Annotated in this window: 17 protein-coding genes and 1 CRISPR repeat array; all 17 genes read right to left on the bottom strand. The window is 46.2% G+C overall.

The window, feature by feature from the left end; all coding sequences use genetic code 11:
- Positions 1-485: 485 nt before the first annotated feature.
- A CRISPR array of direct repeats spans positions 486-1263; the repeat unit is 33 nt; unit sequence ATTTCAATCCACTTGCTCCATGCGGAGCAAGAC.
- Positions 1264-1458: 195 nt separating this feature from the next.
- The 17 genes from ACMQ5W_RS00825 to ACMQ5W_RS00745 all read right to left on the bottom strand — a co-directional run bounded on the left by ACMQ5W_RS00825 (position 1459) and on the right by ACMQ5W_RS00745 (position 18709).
- Positions 1459-2199: an AAA domain-containing protein gene (locus ACMQ5W_RS00825; protein WP_419022600.1), complete on the bottom strand. Its 741-nt coding sequence runs from the start codon at positions 2197-2199 to the stop codon at positions 1459-1461.
- A 6-nt stretch (positions 2200-2205) separates the two neighbouring features.
- The gene (locus tag ACMQ5W_RS00820; RefSeq protein WP_419022598.1) at positions 2206-4497 is read right to left on the bottom strand and encodes a DEAD/DEAH box helicase; all 2292 of its coding nucleotides are present in this window, start codon (positions 4495-4497) and stop codon (positions 2206-2208) included.
- Positions 4498-4615: 118 nt separating this feature from the next.
- Positions 4616-5029, bottom strand: a complete 414-nt coding sequence (locus ACMQ5W_RS00815; protein ID WP_419022596.1) for a UPF0158 family protein — start codon at positions 5027-5029, stop codon at positions 4616-4618.
- Between the two features lie 68 nt (positions 5030-5097).
- Positions 5098-5283 (bottom strand): hypothetical protein, encoded by a 186-nt coding sequence (locus tag ACMQ5W_RS00810; RefSeq protein ID WP_419022594.1) that lies wholly within the window; start codon positions 5281-5283, stop codon positions 5098-5100.
- A gap of 72 nt (positions 5284-5355) precedes the next feature.
- Positions 5356-5673 (bottom strand): hypothetical protein, encoded by a 318-nt coding sequence (locus ACMQ5W_RS00805; RefSeq protein ID WP_419022592.1) that lies wholly within the window; start codon positions 5671-5673, stop codon positions 5356-5358.
- A gap of 9 nt (positions 5674-5682) precedes the next feature.
- Positions 5683-5826, bottom strand: a complete 144-nt coding sequence (locus ACMQ5W_RS00800) for a hypothetical protein (protein ID WP_419022590.1) — start codon at positions 5824-5826, stop codon at positions 5683-5685.
- Positions 5823-6071 (bottom strand): DUF3990 domain-containing protein, encoded by a 249-nt coding sequence (locus tag ACMQ5W_RS00795; RefSeq protein WP_419022588.1) that lies wholly within the window; start codon positions 6069-6071, stop codon positions 5823-5825. The genes ACMQ5W_RS00800 and ACMQ5W_RS00795 overlap by 4 nt, the downstream gene beginning before the upstream one ends.
- Positions 6041-6181: a DUF3990 domain-containing protein gene (locus tag ACMQ5W_RS00790; RefSeq protein WP_419022586.1), complete on the bottom strand. Its 141-nt coding sequence runs from the start codon at positions 6179-6181 to the stop codon at positions 6041-6043. Before ACMQ5W_RS00790 ends, ACMQ5W_RS00795 begins: the two co-directional genes overlap by 31 nt.
- Before the next feature lie 2 nt (positions 6182-6183).
- Positions 6184-7203 (bottom strand): hypothetical protein, encoded by a 1020-nt coding sequence (locus ACMQ5W_RS00785; protein ID WP_419022584.1) that lies wholly within the window; start codon positions 7201-7203, stop codon positions 6184-6186.
- Positions 7204-7366: 163 nt separating this feature from the next.
- Complete coding sequence (locus ACMQ5W_RS00780) at positions 7367-10129, bottom strand: AAA family ATPase (protein WP_419022582.1); 2763 nt, start codon at positions 10127-10129, stop codon at positions 7367-7369.
- Positions 10126-11265 carry an exonuclease SbcCD subunit D gene (locus tag ACMQ5W_RS00775; protein ID WP_419022580.1) on the bottom strand — a complete coding sequence of 380 codons (1140 nt, stop codon included), beginning with the start codon at positions 11263-11265 and terminating at the stop codon, positions 10126-10128. Before ACMQ5W_RS00775 ends, ACMQ5W_RS00780 begins: the two co-directional genes overlap by 4 nt.
- Positions 11266-11373: 108 nt before the next feature.
- Entirely contained in the window at positions 11374-12723 is a 1350-nt protein-coding gene (locus ACMQ5W_RS00770; protein ID WP_419022578.1) for a hypothetical protein, read from the bottom strand.
- 261 nt (positions 12724-12984) lie between these two features.
- On the bottom strand, positions 12985-14427 hold the full coding sequence (locus ACMQ5W_RS00765) for a Na+/H+ antiporter NhaC family protein (protein ID WP_419022576.1): 1443 nt from the start codon (positions 14425-14427) through the stop codon (positions 12985-12987).
- Positions 14428-14448: 21 nt separating this feature from the next.
- Positions 14449-15222 (bottom strand): HpcH/HpaI aldolase family protein, encoded by a 774-nt coding sequence (locus ACMQ5W_RS00760; protein WP_419022574.1) that lies wholly within the window; start codon positions 15220-15222, stop codon positions 14449-14451.
- Positions 15216-16442, bottom strand: a complete 1227-nt coding sequence (locus ACMQ5W_RS00755; protein ID WP_419022572.1) for a PLP-dependent aminotransferase family protein — start codon at positions 16440-16442, stop codon at positions 15216-15218. The genes ACMQ5W_RS00760 and ACMQ5W_RS00755 overlap by 7 nt, the downstream gene beginning before the upstream one ends.
- A gap of 563 nt (positions 16443-17005) precedes the next feature.
- On the bottom strand, positions 17006-17896 hold the full coding sequence (locus ACMQ5W_RS00750) for a LysR family transcriptional regulator (protein WP_419022570.1): 891 nt from the start codon (positions 17894-17896) through the stop codon (positions 17006-17008).
- A 21-nt stretch (positions 17897-17917) separates the two neighbouring features.
- The gene (locus tag ACMQ5W_RS00745; RefSeq protein ID WP_419022568.1) at positions 17918-18709 is read right to left on the bottom strand and encodes an SDR family oxidoreductase; all 792 of its coding nucleotides are present in this window, start codon (positions 18707-18709) and stop codon (positions 17918-17920) included.
- Positions 18710-18714: the final 5 nt, after the last annotated feature.

The raw sequence follows: 18714 nt of genomic DNA, 5'->3' as shown, positions 1-18714 counted from the left end.
TCCTGTTTCTTTTATAAATAAATCTTCTTCATGTGTTCCTGTTAATATTGAATACGCTATAGTTTCTAAATGTAAAATTCTATTCTCCTGCTTTTAAATAATTATTATCGATAACGCCTGCCACTGGTGCAGATAGTCGACAAAGTTTAACCTACTTGCTCCGCAAGGAGCAAGACCATAATTAACGTCTGCTGAACACGTTGAAATCACTATTTCAATCCACTTGCTCCGCAAGGGAGCAAGACACTGTGCAAGTTGGTGTAAGATTGCCACATACGGAATTTTAATCCACTTGCTCCGCAAGGGAGCAAGACCACTGCGGACGAGACACATCCGCTCGAGGTATCAATTTCAATCCACTTGCTCCGCAAGGGAGCAAGACAAGATCAAGGTGGTAAAGACCAACTCCGAAACCGGATTTCAATTCACTTGCTCCGCAAGGGAGCAAGACGCTGAATTCGGATTTCTTAATTGATCTTGATGAAATTTCAATCCACTTGCTCCATGCGGAGCAAGACTTATTCTGTTTGTACTTAATCCTCTACTGTATCCCATTTCAATCCACTTGCTCCATGCGGAGCAAGACGACTCACCTGTTCATTACCTGCATGTACTTCATTATTTCAATCCACTTGCTCCATGCGGAGCAAGACGGGAAGGCCGCACACTCCTCCACAAAGTCATGCGTATTTCAATCCACTTGCTCCATGCGGAGCAAGACACTTATAATCTTTGCTTTCCTCGACTTCGATATCCATTTCAATCCACTTGCTCCATGCGGAGCAAGACTAAAACTTTCGCTATCGGTTCTAGCACGGATATGGATTTCAATCCACTTGCTCCATGCGGAGCAAGACGGAAAGAATTAAGTTTTGGCTAAAAACCGAACTAATTTCAATCCACTTGCTCCATGCGGAGCAAGACCAGAGAGAATGTGCAGGTGGAATTTGATGACTTATTTCAATCCACTTGCTCCATGCGGAGCAAGACAACTGACCCGACTACCGTTGGAGTGGGTGACAGTAATTTCAATCCACTTGCTCCATGCGGAGCAAGACAAAATTACGGATTTTGAGACTAAACTAGAGGACATATTTCAATCCACTTGCTCCATGCGGAGCAAGACTAAATGCTCTAAAGTCCTTGCCTAGCAAAGTGCTTATTTCAATCCACTTGCTCCATGCGGAGCAAGACGATGGAGGAACCTCCAGAACCGCCGAAAGAGGAAAAATTTCAATCCACTTGCTCCATGCGGAGCAAGACTGCAAAATATCTCCAATTTTCTAGAAATATTCATATTTTTTAGCACTTTTTTCCTTTTTTCAGCAAACTATCTCCCATTATTACCCATCTATGTCATTTTACGCTCAAAGATTTTGGTGCGAAACACCCAGGGAATTCATGTTCACTTGCCTTTCGCACCAGCAGAAAACGGAACAGTTTGGTATTTTCTTTGTGTTACCTGAGTGCCTTGAAGTAGTTCTCCAAGATATCCTTAATATGATTATACCTCCTCGCGTAGGAATTTTCCACCCGAATCAGTTCCATTTGGTGCGCCCGGCAGATTTCCTTCTTTTGCGCATCGCGGCGTTTTACCACTTCATCCTCAAAATGCTCCCGTCCGTCCAGCTCAATCACCAAAACCGGCAGTTTGTGATTCTCATCGATTTTTTCATAGACCACAAAATCGAATCTGCCGGAATAGAACAAGTCGCTGCAGGTGGTATTGTCCTGAAATACATGGGCGATGCCCACCTCTTTCTCCACCACAAAACGATTGTGAGAAAGCCAGATGTTTTCCAGCGCATGATGCATATTTTGCAAAAAAGCCTCTTCTGTGGCTGTGCTGAACGGTTTTACTCCCAGCGCCCTGGAAGCGGCAGATTTTGGTGTCACCTCAGACCTTCCATTGGTCCTCACATATTCCACCAGCTCATAAAGATCATCCTCTTCATTCCTTTGATGCAGGCGATGTAAATTCTGCAGGCTGCCCAGAACGATCAGCTTATCCTTCGCCCTGGAGGTTGCGACGTTGAGCAGTTCTTTGTTGTTCTTCAGCCACTGGTAGGTCGTCTCATGAGTGGCGCCCGTAATGGCAGTGGAAAACAGCACCACATCCTTCTCGTCACCTTGGAAGGAGTGGACAGTCCCACAGACAGCATTCTGAATTCCTGCCGCTTCCAGGCTTTGCTCAATCATTTTCCTTTAATTGACAAAAGGGGTGATGACGCCGATGGATTTCTCTGGATGAGACGCTGCATAACTGACGATTTCCTCTGCCTCACCCGGCGCAGTGTTCTTACTGCAGCACATTTGATCCTCCACATCGATAAATACCAAAGGTTCTTTTTCTTCACTCTTTGAGAGAATCGCCAATTTGTCATGATAGTATTTTTTGTTGTTAAACTCAATAATCTGTTTATTGCAGCGATAATGATTGTGGAGCAAAATTTCATCACTGACAGAATCACAGGTCAAAAACGTCTTGTAAATAGAATTTTGCAGGTAGTCATATTCCTCTGACACCCGATATTTCCTTCGCAGCTTTTTGTTAGTCAATTCATCCAGCAAAATCACAGGATTCAGCTGCTGCGGATCCCCTACCAGCATCAGGTTTTCGCCCCGCAGAATCGGGATCAAAGACACCGCTACATTGCACTGACTGGCTTCATCCATGATGGTCATATCATAATAGCAGTCAGGTTCTCCTAATTTGTGGGCTGAAATACAGGTGGTCGCTACGATAGGAAAGATGCGCAGAAACTTCTTTAAGTTTTCCCCCTCGCTGAGGTAGTGATTCATCGCCTCCCTCTGTTCTTTTCCGGTGAATTCCAAAATGATTTCTTTCAAGTCTGCATACTTCGGCTCATCCAGTCTTTTGATATATTTTGCTGATGTATAATAGAGGTATTTCTTAAAGTCCTCTATATCATCGGTCAAAAGCGAAAAAGCGTCCGCATCACTGATTTCGCCTCGCTTTTCGATTTCTTCTTGAACCCAACGGTGCTGCCGCTTGCGGATATCCATCTGGAAGGGAATGAGGTGCATATTCGACTCCTGTTTCCCTTCAAAATCCAGCAGCCGATCAATGGTCTCGCTGCGCTCTTTCAGCTCCAATACGTCTTCGTATCTCTTCAGCAGCTTTGCCAGTTCCCTAGCTCTCTGGGTACGGTCTCCCTTGTTCCTGTCCAAAGTCCTATCGAAGATTTTGATGTCTCTGGTCTCAAGGTAAAGCCGCTTGATGGTCATTGCCGCCTCTTCCACCTTGTCGTTGTTTCCCAGGCGAACCATGGGGAAAGGAATCTCCTTTCCGTTGTACTTGAGATGGGACAGCTTCTCATAAACGCCATCGATGGGATGATTGTTATTTGACGCAAACAAGACGGTTCGTTCATTGAAGAAGGCCGTCACAATAGTATTGATGATCGTATTGGTTTTGCCCGTTCCAGGCGGACCCTGGATGTATGCGAGAGGATATTTCATAGCATTGTTGATGGCAAGAAGCTGATCCAGATTGACCCTTCGATTGAGCAACGTAATGGGGTAAGCTTTTCTCCTGATGGGTCTGTTCAGCAGTCCGCCAAAGAAAGCCTGCAGCGGTACCGAAATATTCTCCTCGTGATACATGTCGATGATGGCACCGTATTCCTCGTGCAAATCCAGTACGAGGTCCATTCCCAAACCAATCACATAAGGCATGTCATCTACCCCGTTAATCTGGCGATTATTCTCCGTAATCCGGTCTTTGATGCGTTCCTGATTTGCCTCAAAATCTTCCAAAAGTAAAAAGTCTTCGGCATCCAGGAATTGGCGGATGCTTTCTTTTTCCCCATTAATCGTAAATTCAGTGCAAATGGTAATATCCTCATCGGGGCGGAGCCTTTTGTTTTTGACATCCAAATCCAGCTTGCGATAGGCGAGCACGTAAAGTCCTTTTGGCGTATGCACACTGAGCACGTTCATTGCCAGCCTTTTGATCTGAAATCTCTGCGTTGTTTTCTTGTCATCCTCTGCCTTTCGCTGAAAATTCCTGACGATCTGACGAAATTGTTCTTCACTGAGTATGTAGTCTGCGCCAGCGATACGGTCTCGATCCAGAAATCTGATCAGCGCAAAATCCGTCTCATAAGGCGTCCTGTCCATGCGGCTGCATTCTTCCAAATAGCTCAAGATTTTCAAGTTTGCTGCATGGTCAAAGAGATTTTGATATTTATGGGGATTCTCTGCAATGTCCCTGACGAGACGTTCATTGACCGGGTAATAGGAACCGTCTATCACCTGGGATGACATAATAGAGTCTATGTAGATATAAGGAAATTTCTCAATGGTATACTGACCGATGTGAAGGCCTTCTACCGACAAAGTCTTCGTCCGCGGATCCAGATCCTTGATAGCGATCCAGTATTTTGTGAGTTGTCCCGTCTTGTTGCGGTACTCAATGTTAATCCACCTGCCCTCATGGATGGCGCGGAAAATATCACGATAAATGCTGGTCATAGACTCCCTCCCTTGCTTTGATAGGTCTATTTTAGTATGGATAGGTTGCTTTGTCCAGAGATGGGATAGAAAACCCCGCTATCTGCGCACAAAAGGCACTCAAAGCGGGGCTTTGCTTTTACTTGTATTCAATTCCATTTTCCTCGCACCAGCGGATTGCAATCTTGCGAAACTCCTCGTCTTTGCATTCGTACCATTGCTTTTCAATCCCTAGATCGTAGAGAGTATCTTTAAAATACCGGAAAGCACCACTTCCCCTGATTGCACGTTCTAACCGCTTCTGCACCTTGCCAGGCGGAAGACTTCTGATGAATGCTCTCATCAGTTGATATTCATTGATTTCATATTTTGAGGGCAGCCGAATGTATTTCTCTCCATTTTCCTCCAGATCATCGAGTAGTTCCTGATCATCGCAGCCGAAAATCGGGTCCATGACAAAAACCAATGCCTCTGTTTCTTTGTTGTAATAGTATGCCGATTCATCACTGGAAATCGCCAGCGCTTCCGCAACATCATTCAGTTTTACTTTCATCTTGCACCTCCTATACCTTATCCAATTCTCCCATCATTGCTCTTCTGTTTCGATATAAAGTCTTCCATTCATGCACCAAATCCGCTGTGACCGCAGTACCACCAGAATATTTTTTCAACGTCGTATCTTTCACTGCCCAAAACCTCCGCAGTTACCTTTCCGTTTCCTTCGTTCAAATTTTCCACTGCATCATCGCAGTGATACTCGTATCCCTGGTCGAGGATGTGTGGTTTGAATAAGTATTCCCAGTCCATCGTTTTTCTCCCAAATTCGACGTTAACTTCTATAAAGTAAAATATTTTTTAGTCGAAAACGTTTCATTTCTGTTAAAATCCGCCTTCATTATATCCTCTAGCAATCACATAAGAAGGCTCATAATACGCACTGGCATTGTAATTATCTATCGTTTCACAAATAGAATGATTATATACTCTGATCAGCCCTTCAACAAAGTTCTTATCTGGCGGCAGCGTATCAATAATCAAACGCATATATACTTTGCCTATCTGTGTCTCTGTGGGGATTTGTTGAACTAAATCTTTATTCACGTTTTTGATGTCAAAGTTACCTTCCTGCAAGTTGTACTTTTGAATCCATTGGTCTTCGATTTTTAACGGATTTTCACAATGCAATACGTTAGCCAAGCTGATTAATCAGATAAACTGGTCTTTTCCAATGGCGTTAACCACATAGGAATTCTTTTGATGTAGTCGTCTTGCAACTCGTTCAATCATATAGCATAGGAAGTATAAATCATCTCTTCTGATTTCCTCATCAAGGAAAAATATATTTGTCATATCTCATAACTCCTTACAAAATTCAGGGTTGATAGTGCTTTATCTGTGCAGAATACAATCTGATGGGTTGGATATTTGAATTTCACCAGTTCCCAAAATGCAGATTTAGAAATAGCTCCGGCTGTATAATCTTCAATATAATCCCATATCGTATCATCTGCCATTGGTCCCTCAACGATATCATAATGATGTTCAATTCCTTTGCGGCAATTCACTACAAACTCCAGCCATGCCTGCTTTTCCATATTCGTAAATAAAAGCCACAACCGAAATCTTTGTAATACCCATTTATCATTACCTTCGGGTTCTGTACAACCACGCTGCTTCCATGAAATATTTTCAGATCGTCCACCATAATTATCTATTGTCAATCTCAAGCTTTCTCTTCGCATTATCCATAAACGCATTTGATAACTCCATGATCTCAGGAAAATCACTATTACCTCCAAATAAGATAATTCGAGATAAGAACATTTCTTTTAGCGAAATTGCCCCTCTTCTGCTGTCTTCAACACTTTCCTCCCATTTTCGCATCAAATCGTCCGGAAGTTCAAAATAGTATGATTTGTCTCGATTACAGAGAAGCCAAGATTTTTTGTCATCCGCCCAATGCAATGTATAACCGTCTCCGTAGTCCATCCAGTCATCAGTAATTAAGTGCGGATTATTTTTCTCATTCTCGACTAAAAATAGAATAAGGCCGTTTTCCAATAAACCAATTTTAACCTTCTGTGCCAAATTATCAACTTCCTGGATAAAAGCATCCGCTAATTCCCATATTCTATCATCGTAATATTCATTTTTTGACGTTCTGAAAAACCTTTCTAATATTTTAATATCTTCTTTATTTTTCATCCGATCCAAGTTTTCTATTCTATTTCTAATATCTTCGAAAATTTGACTATCTGCAAAAGAGATTAAGGGTATCTTATGTGTGGCTGCGAATGAAATAGTGGTCTTCTTGAACCCGCTAAGGGACGCTAATGCAACCTGATACAAATATCTTTCCATCGGGAATTTTCTTTGTTTTGTACTTCGTCCACTTTTACGATTATTCAATATATCTTCAGTCACTATGTCAAAGTTGTTAATATCTTCTCTCAAGCCCAAAACATTGCGTACTACTCCAATCCCTAATTTATCAGAATAGCATTTACACTCTACTACTAGTCTTGTTTGAAAATAAAAAGGAGTTTGAATTGGTGGCGAAACTAAAACATCTGCATTATGACACTCCCCCAAGCCCTGTATCATTTGTCCCGCCGATCCATCAAAAACAAGCAAGCCGTCGGACGGCACAGCTTTAAAACCACAATGATACAATAGCGTCCTTACAAAATACTCTAATGCATGACCCTTTAACGAACTATTCGCCATAGTAAACCTCCGTTATCTGTATGTTTTTACGATATGGCATACAATTATGAATCAAACAATTAGTTAGCTATATCTTATATCAATCTTCTCCACATATTTATCCTTCAGAATGAATACTTTTAATATATTTTATCACAAATTTCAAACGATTTACAGCCTGCGATTACGCTTCCACTCTGATCTCCGCCCGACTGCCTCCTGCTCTATTCTTTTTCACCACGATCTGCTTCTCAATCTTTTCTTTCAGTTCGCCCACATGGGAAATGATGCCTACCAGCTTGTTTCCTTCGGACAAGCCTGCCAGTACCTGGATGGCCTGCTGCAGAGATTCATCGTCCAGAGAGCCGAAGCCCTCGTCTACGAACATGGTGTCCAGGCGGATACCCCCTGCCGAGGACTGGATTTCGTCAGAAAGGCCCAGAGCTAGGCAGAGGGAGGCTTTGAAGGACTCGCCGCCGGACAGGGTACGCACGCTGCGCTGTGACCCATTATAGTGGTCGATGACATCCAGTTCCAGGCCGCTCTGACTGCGATTGTTCTCCGCCTCATTTCGCCGTTTCAGCTCATACTGTCCACTGCTCATAACCATCAGCCGCCTGTTGGCGCGCTGAATGACCAAATCGAAGTACCGCATCTGCACGTAGGTTTCCAGCATAATTTTCTCTTTGCCGCCGAGATTGCCGTTTGCCGTATTGGAAAGAACCTTGACCCAGCCCCATTTTTCCGAGATTTCTGCCAAATTCTCCGCCTGCCTGCGGATTTTCTCAAGGGCTGCGCTGTTGGACCCAATCCGCGCCGAAATCCCTGTAAATGACTCGCTCAAGGCTTTCTTCTCTTCCGTCAGTTCAGCTTGCCTGCGCCGCATAACACCGACATCATATTCCGGTGCCTTTGCCAGTTGGTCAGAAAGGCTGTCCACTCGTCCCTGCAGAGCGCTCACTTCCTCTTTGCAGATAGAGAATTGGTTCCTGGCCCGCTCTATGGATTTCTGAATTGCATCCGCTTCAGACTGCAGTTTCTTAACTTGCTTTTCTGCCTGGACCTTGCTTTCATATTTCAGTCTGCCTGCTATAGAATCCAGCCTCTTCTCGCTCTCCTTGATTTCACCTTCTAAAGCTGCGGACTGTTGAACCAGCCTTGCCAGCGTCTCCTGGCGTTTTTGAAGATCTGTTTCCAGTCTTGGAATCTGCTCCTCCAGCCGTGCTTTTTGCTGCAGTTTTTCCTGCTCCAGTCGCAGAAACTCGTTTAATTCGCCAATCTGCGATTTACTTTCATCCATTTCCCCAGCGATTTTCTTGTCGAGTCCCGCAAAGACCACCTCGTCAAAGAGCTCCGCTCCTTTCTTCTTGATTTCTTCTTCCTTCGCAGTAACCTTGCCCCCAAGGGTGCTGGCCTCGGCACTGCAAGAAGCAGCATCTGCCTGTGCCGCTTCACTCTTCTTTTTTGCCTTTTCCAGATCAGTTTCCGAAGGGGCATCGGCTGTCTTCGCCGCTGGCGACGGATGCTCCGTCGCACCGCACACCGGGCATGGCATGTCTGCCTCCAAAGTCGATGCTAGAATGCCAGCCTGTTCGTCGAGGAATGCCCTGTTCATCTGCTGATACTTCTGCTGTAATGTTTCCGCCTTTTCAGCGACGGCGAGATACTTTTTCTGTGCCTCTGCGAGACCTGTTGCGAGCAGCTCCCATTCCGTCAAAGCCTCTGAAAATCCCTCCACGGCTTTCAGCCTGCTTTCTGCCTGCTGCAGTCTGCCTTTCAAGACCACTTCTTCTCTGCCGGCATCCTTGACCACTTCCAGCTTCTTCTTCGCATCGTTTAACGACAATTCACACTTTCCATGCTGATTCCTCTGCTCTTCCCTTTGATTCAATGTCGTCTCAAGAGCCTTTCGCTTGGCATCCAACTCCTTCTGCACCTGCTCCAACTGATCATATTGAGGCAGTTCGTTTTCTGCTAAGGCGCCCTGCTGGCGCAAAGCGGCTTGCTCTGGCTCCCGCTTCTGCTCTGTTTCGTACTTTGCCAAAAGCTGCTGCAGTTTTTCAGTCTTTTCCTGCAAAGCGGAACTTGCCTCCTTCAAGGCGGCCTCAGTCCGTTCCACATCTACTGCCTTGCCCAGATCTACATTGACTTGCGTGAGCCATTTTTCGTTTTTAGAGATTTCGCCCTCGATTTTGTCTTTCTCTGCCTGGTCACAAGCGATTATATCGTCAACTTTTTCAATTAATTCAGCTAACAATACATCGGATTCTTTTGCGTTTTCCAATAGTCCTTCGTTTTCATCAATGGTCAGTCCGTCAAGATACTGACTGATGCTGTTTTTGATTTCTTCATACCTGTGGGACAGCTTGCCTGACTCCGATTTGAGGCGCTCCTGTAGCTCTTGGAACAGCTCTGTCTTGAAAATCTTGCGAAAAATCTTCTTCCGATCTTCTGTGGGCGCCAGAAGCAGTTTCAAAAATTCCCCCTGGGCAATCATGGCAATCTGGGTGAACTGATTTCGGTTTACACCCAGTATCGACTCCACTGCAGTTGTCACATCTTTGGTCTTAGTCACGATATTTCCATCGGGATACGTTAACTGGGCATCTGCTTTCTGGGTGACCATACCCCCTCCCCTTTTGGCCGGACGCTGGTATTCCGGATTTCTGCACACGGTATACTCTTTGCTGCCATAGATAAAGGAAAGTTCCACCTCCGTCGGCACATCGTCTGCAGCGTATTTTGATCGGAGCATGTCGCTCCTGCGGGTGTCTCCGCTAGTTTCCCCATAGAGAGCAAAGGTAATGGCATCAAAAATGGTGGTCTTTCCCGCTCCAGTATCCCCTGTAACCAGATAGATTCCCTTTGTCCCCAGCTTGTCCAGGTCCAGAACCTGCCTGCCGGCATAAGGCCCAAAGGCCGAAATCGTCAATTTTATCGGTCTCATCGCTCCTCCTCCCAAATCGTTTCAATCAGTTCCGCCAAAAAACACTCCTGCACCTGGCTCATGGGCTGGTTGTTCTGTTTCTCATAGAGTTCTGCAAACAACTCTATGGGGAATTTCTGCTGCACGGAATCCGTCCCCTCAGTTTCTCCATTAGCGCAGTTTCGTTCATTATCAAAATCCAGTTTCATGAGATTGGGATAGATTGCCCGCAGTTTTCCTATCACATCTAGGATATCCTCTTCATCGGTCAAAGTGATATGCATATAAGATTCCTGATAGTCCGTTCCCTCATAAAAACGCTTCAAAGTGACCTCTTCATAGGTGCCTTTGATCTGGTGCATGTCCCTAAGCGGTACAAGGGGTAGCGTATCCACCGATACCTGGCCCTTTGCAGCAAGATTCACTATGGTCACTGACTTCTCATGACTTGCTTCTGAAAGAGAATATTTCAGCGGCGTTCCGCAATAACGGATTGTCTCGCGGGTCACGCTCTGCGCCTTGTGAAGGTGACCCAGAGCCACATAATCAAAGGCATCAAAGACAGAGGCATCTACATTGTCAGCCCCGCCTACAGAAATTTCTTCTGATTCACTGCGCACTGCACCTGTTACGAATTGATGGGTGATCAAAACGTTCCGTCTGTCCGGATTCAAGTTTAAATGTTCAATCGCCACTCTCATGGCATCCGTATAGCTGTCAATTACCTCTTCAGGGAAAAAGCGCCGCACGTGAGCCGGCTTCAGAAACGGCAGCAGATAGATATCGATTTTGCCATATTTGTCTTCCAAAGTCACAGATTTTACAGATCCATCGTAAACTGGTGATAGATAGATGCTACTTTCAGTCATGAGCCTGCTGCCAAAAGCAACACGTTCCGCGCTGTCGTGGTTTCCGCTGATGATGAACACTGGCAGGCTTTGTTCTGCCAAGCGGACGAGAAAATCGTCAAAGAGCTGCACCGCCTCTGTGGGCGGCACGGATTTGTCGTAGACGTCCCCTGCGATGAATACCCCGTTTGGTTTCTCCCTGGCTGCAATTTCAACAATCTGATTTAAAATATATTGCTGATCTTCGATCATAGAAAACTCGTTGACGCGTTTTCCCAGGTGAAGATCAGATAAATGTATAAATTTCATCGTAACTCCTTCTGTATTTAAACAATCTCTTCCTTTCATCTTACCACAGATTGAGGGATTTTAGCAGAAAAAAGACAGCAACCTGCTGCCTGATTTTTTACCCATTTTTTAATTCCAGGTGGCAGGCTTTGACGCCTCCCAATAATAATCCAAAACCGGAATATGATTGATGATGATATTCATATTGTCGCTATCTCCAAATGTGTAGTCCGGTGCTGTGAAAAGTGCGACAAAACGCCGGATATTGTTATCATCCATGACTCTGTCGAAAATGTAGTTCCAGGTGTCTTCCGTCAGACGAAGATGTCTTGCGTTTTGTATAAACCAATTTTCCCTTTCGATTCTGCTCAGACTGACAAAGGCCTTTGCTTCTTCTATCCCTTCCCTGCGGACTTTCATAAAATTTTTCTTGATATGTGCTTCCAGGTCAGGATCTATTCTGCATCCAGATGTAAATTTACACAGATCCTCATAATACACGATGTCATACTTCTCATATTGCAAGCGCTGCTCTTCATGTATCTCTCGGCCAGTCTGCCTGGCTCTTCCATAGAAATCGTAATAACTGTACTGCGTCGATTCACCGTGCTCCCGCGCCTTCAATTCATTTTTCAACAGTGTCCTGGCAAGGTCAGAAGCTCCCTCCTCAGCAATGATATCGCAGAGATCGCCAAAGTCAAAGCCCATATAGAGATACTCAAAGAAAGCGTCGTCCGCACAGCCTTCAATCGCAAGTCGCTCTTGATAGTATTGCCGTATTTCTTCCTCTGAGAACTCCCTCAGAATATACTGCCCCATCTGCGGATCCTTCTCTTCAATGGTCAGCTGAAAAAATGCATTGAGCAGCTGCTGCCGCGGAACCCCTGCCAGGACAAGCCGCTTCATCAGTTTTTCCCTCACCGCCGTGTCAGGCACGTCGATGGGCCTGTCCAAATACATATTCGCCCAGTTCACAGCCTTCCTGCACAATGCGGCATTCACATCGTAAGAAACCTTTGCCGCATTCGGAAAGCGGGAAATGATCAGACATGCCACTGCGATCAGATACTTCCAGGAATCCCTCCCGCATGTCTTAGAAAACCATATCGATGAACCGGTAGATGGCCTGGTCACATCGATGTCACGGTTCAAGTCCCCCAGCCACACATCAGCACCGTTGTCCTTTGCCCGTTTTGAAGACTTACGATATGCCTCCAAATCTGAAAGTACCGTAAAACATTCTGTTCCGGCGAAGGTACGAAGATCCCCCACTGACAGCCAGCCGTCATAACCGCCCTCAATGTTGCTACGATGCTGTGCCGGCCTGACAAATGAATACGTTAATCCGTTCCGCTCTCCGTCGACTATGTCCATAAAGGGATATTGGGCGGTTAGTTTCAGCGTCTCTTGATATACCGCCGCCCATTCTTCGTCGGCAATCCTTTCTGGTATGATACTTAATCCAAGATATACTCCCATGGTTGTACTCCTTTCGGCAATAAAATTACATTATTTAACTGTTATTATTATACAGTAAAATAAATCCAATTTCAACTGTTTTTGTCTAAAAAGAGTTATCAATACGAAAGCATCCTCCCCCTTCCCCGTCATATCACAAAAAAGACAAAAGCACCTGACAATTTTGGACAGCAAAGGGAATGCCGTTGCCAGATTGATAGATGCTTTCGCGCAAAATGGATGCAATGACGGGTAACCCAGGGATCACTGCCGTCCAGTTTTTTATTTTTTCTTCACAATCTCCCCGTTTTCTCCTTCAAATTCTCTCCCCCAGCCGGTGAACATGGTGACGAAGAATACCAGCGGGAACATCATGCAGTAGAACATGCCGCCCGGCAGTGACATTGGGCTGACCGGGTCAATGAAGCTGTATTGCTCGACCACGCCGCTTACACCGCCCAGAGTGAGAATGACAAATACGCTGGAAAATGGATTCATAGCTGGCAAAGTCGATGAGAAGCAGGCTAGCAGATTTGCACGCCTATAGGGATGCAGGCCCGCCCCTTTCCCTACTTCGTTGGCAATGGGACCATACATCAGGCAGGAAGGTCCGTTCATGGAGCCCAGCATCAAACTGGTTATCGCTGTGCCCAATGAAATCATCAAATCTGCGCCCAGCGGGTTTTTGCCGGCTTTGCTGTTTGTCAGCTTTGTGACGATGGAGTCCATCATACCACAGCTCTTGAGGATGCCGATCATAGCCACAATCATATATACTGCCAGAACCGTTCCAATCATGTTGTTGATGCCATCGATGATAAAGCCGCTCATACCGCCGTCCTCTACCATCAGAATATCCGACGGATGCATGATGCCGGAAACCAGACCTACGATGGTGCCGACGACGATTCCGACGGTAGCCGCCAGGAATATGCTTTTCGTCTTAAATGCCACCAGCAGCAAAACGACCATCGGTATGAGCATCAGCAGGCCCTTAGGATCGGAGTATTGTGTCAGCAGGGCTTTGCTCTCCGCCGTCATCTCACCGCCGCCTCCAAATATGAAAAACAATACGATGGACAGCGCTGCGGCAGTCAGCGAATATTTTATCCTGGCTTTTACAACGCCCCCGATATCCGGTCTGGCGCCGTCTCTGAACTCCTGAGTCTGTGATGATGCGATGGTTACGTCGGAAACCGGACCGATGGAATCCCCAAACAGAGCGCCGCTCATAATAGCGCCGATCAAAATGTTCATGTTGGCCCCCATAATGGAAGCAACAGGCATTAAAATCGGTACCATAGTCAAAATCGTGCCGATAGACGTTCCTGTGGACGTAGCAATGATGGCAGTAACGATAAAGGCAAACACGCAGATGGTGCTGCCGCTCACGTTGAGGGAATCACCGATCCAGACAAATCCTTCTGCAATGTGCCCTCTCGTCATCATCTTGCCAAAGATGCCAACTACCAGCAAAATCAGTGCAAGGACGTTTCCCAGTTCATCAGCCATGCCGCCGATGGCTGCGTCCCAAAAGGACAAAATATTTTTGGCAAAGAAACTGCCGATAATCAAAGCGACCAGTCCCCCAAGGGCCAGAGCCAAAGTGTCATAAACGCCTGCAAAACCAAAGAAGTAGACTGCAAAAGCGATCATTACAACCAGGGGAATCAGGCTCATTGCCTTACTCCCTCTAAATACGAGAGGATATTTTTTCTCTTCCATTTTTTCCTCCTTTCCCATCCGCTAGCCGCGGATTTTGTTCACGAAAGACCTGTATGCCTCCGTGATGATTACCGAATCGATACTGTTTGCTACAGCGTCAAAACCTGCCTCCAGGTATCTCCTGGATTCCTCGGCGTTGTTTGTAAAGATAAAGCACGGCTTTCCGACAGCCTTGCAGGCTTTCAAAATACGATCCACGGCCGCCTTGAATTCCGGTTTATCAAATTTCGCCGGAATCCCCATGGTTATAGACAGGTCAAATGGACCAATAAAGATGCCGTCCACGCCGTCGATGGCGACGACTTTCTCGATGGATTCCAGGCATTCCACGGTTTCACACTGGGGCAGCACCAATACCTTTTCATTGCTGTTCGCCATGTACTCTTCCAAAGTTCCCATTGCCCAGGGTTCGTTACCAAACCCGCAGCCGCGGCTTTTGATGAAACCTCTGTTTCCGATCGGCGCAAATTTTGCCAGATCAACCAGTTTCCTGATATCTTCGATATCCCGAAGGCATGGCACGATCAGGCCTCCAGCACCATTGTCCACAGCTCTTTGGATTTCTTTGTGTGTCACGTCTGCAATACGGACCAGAGGTGTGATGCCGCCGTGTTCGGCAGCTTTGATCAGGTCACTCATAGGCTGGGTGTCAAAGACTCCGTGTTCCGTGTCGATGATGACGTAATCGAGCCCTGTATACCCCAGGCATTCCATCACTGCCACGTTGCTCATACAGAAAAATGTACCGATGGCTTGCTCGCCCTTTTCAAACTTTTTTCTCAAAGAATTTAACATGATGCACCTCCTTGCTGCAGTTTCACTTTAAAGAAGTTGCCTAACTTTTCCAGATTTTCTGTGATAGATTCCTCTGTCTGCCCGCTGAAGTTCATTCTCATGCAGTTGCTGCCAGCGCCTTCCGGATTTCCTTCACTGAAGAAGATGGAGCCGTCTCCGTAGCAGATATTCAGCTTTTCTGCCACTTCCGGCGCTAGTTTTCCTGTATCCAGTTCCTTCGGCAATTCCACCCATACATAGTAGCCGCCATCTGGATAGGTATGTTTTGTTCCTTCCGGGAAGTAAGCATCCAGAGCTTTTACCATAGCATCTCTTCTGCTTCTGTACAAATTCTTCAGATTTTCCAGGTGCCGCGGATAATACCCCTGCTTGAAGAATTCGCCGGCGATGGTCTGGGTCATGGTATTGGTGCAGGTGTCCGTGCCCAGCTTGATGTTGCAGAGTTTATCCATAAATTCGTCACTGGCCACCATGAAGCCCAGACGACTGCCTGGAGCAAAGATCTTAGAAAAGCTGCCGGCAAAGACAGTATTCCCTGTCTGGTCAAAGGCTTTGATCGGAATCAGTTCCTCCCCGCTGTACCTGATTTCTCTGTACGGGTCGTCTTCTAAAATAATGACATTGTATTTGCTTCCCAGCTCAGCCAGCTGTTTTCTTCTCTCCTGGGTCAGGGTAACACCTGTCGGGTTCTGGAAGGTCGGCACGGTGTAGATCATCTTCGGATGATATTTCTTGATTTTCGCTTCTATGTCTGCAATGACCAGTCCATCGTCATCCATTTCACAAGGTACCAGATTTGCCTGAAACATCTTGTAGATCATGCTGGTGTGCACAAAGGTCGGCGTTTCCACCAGGATGGTGTCGCCAGGATCGATAAACAACTGGCAGAGCATATTGATGGGCTGAATCCCCCCTGCTGTAATCATGATATTGTCGATGTCCACACTGAGCCCGCGCGGCGCCAGCAAAACATCTCTCACAGCCTCTCTGAGAGAGGCCACACCCATGGTCGTGCCGTAGACCACGGAGCCGAACCCCCTGGCATCCGGCCGAAACACTTCTTTGGCAATGTCGCCGATGACTTCAAAAGGATAGGCTTCTTTTGCCGGTGCACCTCCAGCAAAAGAAATGATGTCAGGCGATACCAAGGACTCCGTTAAAACCTTCAGGTTCTTTACTTCCTCTGCCATCACTGAAACTCTCTTCGCAAATTCACTCATAATGATTACCTCCTTGTGTTTTTAGTCCAATTATCTGAATCTTCTGTTGTTATAATCATTATAAGCGCACTCCCGGTTGTAGAAAAGCGCATTTATAACCATGTAAACATGAGTAATTACTCAACTATCAGAGCAATCAATGTACCCCAGCGTGAGGCTGTTACGCATTTGCAGGCGTCCAGCCACAGGTTGCTTAACAGAACTCCGCAAACCAGCCCAATCTTGCGTAACTGTCACTAGCACAGTCTGGGCCTGTTACGCATTTGCGGGCGTCCAGCCACGAACTGCTTAACGAAACTCCGCAAACCAACCGAATCTGCGTAACGCACCCTTGCCCAGGCGACTGCAGTTACGCAAAACCGCCTTTGACCGGGCCGCCTGCGTAACCAAAAGAGCGATTTTTGCCAATCCTGCATAACGCACCCTTGCAAATCCCATCGCATCCACCCGTCAGATACATCAGAAAATCATACTAAGTTGAGCAAATTCTCATGTATCTGCCTTTTGGGGACAAAAAAACTGCCTCAGCGGCTTTCACTGAAGCAGTTTATTGTAATAAAACTCTATACATTCATCAGCTGTGAGTCTGACATATATCTGATAATGTGATCTCTAAACAGACTGGCGGCGGGAGAAATAAAATCGGGAAAGACAGTTACCAAACCGATGATACGCATATAGGCAGGCTCAATGGGCCACACGCTCACATCCCTCGGATTACAGTGAAAGGTCATCAGCGGTGCAATGCAGAAGCCGAAGCCCTTTTCCACATAGGCGTGGCAAGTTGCATCCACTTCAATTCGAAAATCCGCTTCAACCGGTAGTTTATTTTGCCGTAAGAATTTAATCATTTCCGTATCGTATCCCTCTGACTGCAGAATCAAAGGCTTTCCTCTCAAATCCTCTGCTGTAATGCTCTTGCCATTGATCGGCGTATAATCCTTCGGCGTCAGGCAGACGAGCGGTGTCTTGTGCAGCGGAAAAAAAAGAGTATTGCTGTCTATCATGTCTTTGGAGACGAAGGCCAGGTCCACTTCCCCCGCCTGAATCATGCGCTGGATATTCTTATCCCCAGCTTGTCTTACAATCACTCTGATGCCTGGATACTCTTGTTGGAATTCTTTCAATATCTCCGGAATCCAGGACAGCGTCGCACTGTTAAAGGCTGCAACCTTGACCTGACCTTTGCTGATATTGCCCAAGTTGGCAATCTCCTGATCCAAAGATTCCATACAGGCTAGTAAATTGCGTACATAGGGCATCATCAGTTTGCCGTTTGTGGTCAGCTCCACGTTATTTCGGTTTCTAACAAAAAGAAAATAGCCGTACTCCGCTTCCAGCTTAGCGATGGTGTGGCTGACAGCTGATTGTGTGACGTTCAATATGCGAGCAGCTTTTACAAAGCTTTTCTGCTCTGCTACCGTAATAAATACATACCATGGATAAAGCGTCATAGCCGGCTCCTTTCATGATTATCAGCCATATATTTTTCCCAGCAGGTACAGCATTAGATTCGTCGGCAATATACGACACAAAAATCCGAGAAATTCGTTGGACATGCCCACAATCTTATGGGAGGGCAGATGTCTTCTCTTCAGCAGCTTACACGCCGTCTCTGCAACTTGATCAGGCGACATACCGCTACGTTCTGACTGTTCCATCTTCTCAACAGAAGCGCCGATTCTTCCCTCGTAGACATCGTCGCCCGTTGCGGTTTTTCGGCGGTTATCGGTGAATTCTGTCTTCACATCGTTGAGCATCAAGGTGCTGGTCTCCACCCCAAAGGGACGCAGTTCCAGTCCCAAAGCATCGCTGAAAGCATTGATTGCTGCTTTGCTGGCCGAATAAAAGCTCTGAAAAGGCAGGGGGAAAATTGCCGCGAGAGAGGAAATGAAGAGAATCCTGCCACTTCTCTGCTCTCGCATCAAAGGTACAGCCTGCAAAGCACAGCAGACGGCACCCATAAAGTTGACCTCCATCTGACGGGCGTAATCTTCTGCCGAAGTGAATTCCGCGGCTCCCGAAATACCGATTCCTGCATTGCAGACCAAGAGATTAATCCTGCCCGCATCTTTCACAATCTTTGCAAAGACTTGCTTCACATCTTCTTTATCTGTCACATCGCAAGTCATCCATCTTACTTCCTCCAGACTGCCCGGCTTTCGTGAAAGCCCAAAGACTGTATATCCTTCTGTCAGCAAAGCCTTAGCAAGGGAAAAGCCAATTCCCTTTGAAGCCCCGGTCACGATTGCATTTTTTTCGTTCATCTCAT

The organism is Emergencia sp. (genome assembly GCF_048465375.1).
Classification (GTDB): Bacteria; Bacillota; Clostridia; order Peptostreptococcales; family Anaerovoracaceae; genus Senimuribacter.
The sequence above is the reverse complement of the archived record's forward strand: the minus strand, read 5'-3'. Positions and strand labels throughout refer to the sequence as shown.

What these genes read in the sequence shown, in the direction of transcription:
- ACMQ5W_RS00825 (WP_419022600.1), bottom strand. Translation starts at nt 2,199, where the DNA reads ATGATTGAGCAAAGCCTGGAAGCGGCAGGAATTCAGAATGCTGTCTGT.
- ACMQ5W_RS00820 (WP_419022598.1), bottom strand. Translation starts at nt 4,497, where the DNA reads ATGACCAGCATTTATCGTGATATTTTCCGCGCCATCCATGAGGGCAGG.
- ACMQ5W_RS00815 (WP_419022596.1), bottom strand. Translation starts at nt 5,029, where the DNA reads ATGAAAGTAAAACTGAATGATGTTGCGGAAGCGCTGGCGATTTCCAGT.
- ACMQ5W_RS00810 (WP_419022594.1), bottom strand. Translation starts at nt 5,283, where the DNA reads ATGGACTGGGAATACTTATTCAAACCACACATCCTCGACCAGGGATAC.
- ACMQ5W_RS00800 (WP_419022590.1), bottom strand. Translation starts at nt 5,826, where the DNA reads ATGACAAATATATTTTTCCTTGATGAGGAAATCAGAAGAGATGATTTA.
- ACMQ5W_RS00795 (WP_419022588.1), bottom strand. Translation starts at nt 6,071, where the DNA reads ATGGAAAAGCAGGCATGGCTGGAGTTTGTAGTGAATTGCCGCAAAGGA.
- ACMQ5W_RS00790 (WP_419022586.1), bottom strand. Translation starts at nt 6,181, where the DNA reads ATGGTGGACGATCTGAAAATATTTCATGGAAGCAGCGTGGTTGTACAG.
- ACMQ5W_RS00785 (WP_419022584.1), bottom strand. Translation starts at nt 7,203, where the DNA reads ATGGCGAATAGTTCGTTAAAGGGTCATGCATTAGAGTATTTTGTAAGG.
- ACMQ5W_RS00780 (WP_419022582.1), bottom strand. Translation starts at nt 10,129, where the DNA reads ATGAGACCGATAAAATTGACGATTTCGGCCTTTGGGCCTTATGCCGGC.
- ACMQ5W_RS00775 (WP_419022580.1), bottom strand. Translation starts at nt 11,265, where the DNA reads ATGAAATTTATACATTTATCTGATCTTCACCTGGGAAAACGCGTCAAC.
- ACMQ5W_RS00770 (WP_419022578.1), bottom strand. Translation starts at nt 12,723, where the DNA reads ATGGGAGTATATCTTGGATTAAGTATCATACCAGAAAGGATTGCCGAC.
- ACMQ5W_RS00765 (WP_419022576.1), bottom strand. Translation starts at nt 14,427, where the DNA reads ATGGAAGAGAAAAAATATCCTCTCGTATTTAGAGGGAGTAAGGCAATG.
- ACMQ5W_RS00760 (WP_419022574.1), bottom strand. Translation starts at nt 15,222, where the DNA reads ATGTTAAATTCTTTGAGAAAAAAGTTTGAAAAGGGCGAGCAAGCCATC.
- ACMQ5W_RS00755 (WP_419022572.1), bottom strand. Translation starts at nt 16,442, where the DNA reads ATGAGTGAATTTGCGAAGAGAGTTTCAGTGATGGCAGAGGAAGTAAAG.
- ACMQ5W_RS00750 (WP_419022570.1), bottom strand. Translation starts at nt 17,896, where the DNA reads ATGACGCTTTATCCATGGTATGTATTTATTACGGTAGCAGAGCAGAAA.
- ACMQ5W_RS00745 (WP_419022568.1), bottom strand. Translation starts at nt 18,709, where the DNA reads ATGAACGAAAAAAATGCAATCGTGACCGGGGCTTCAAAGGGAATTGGC.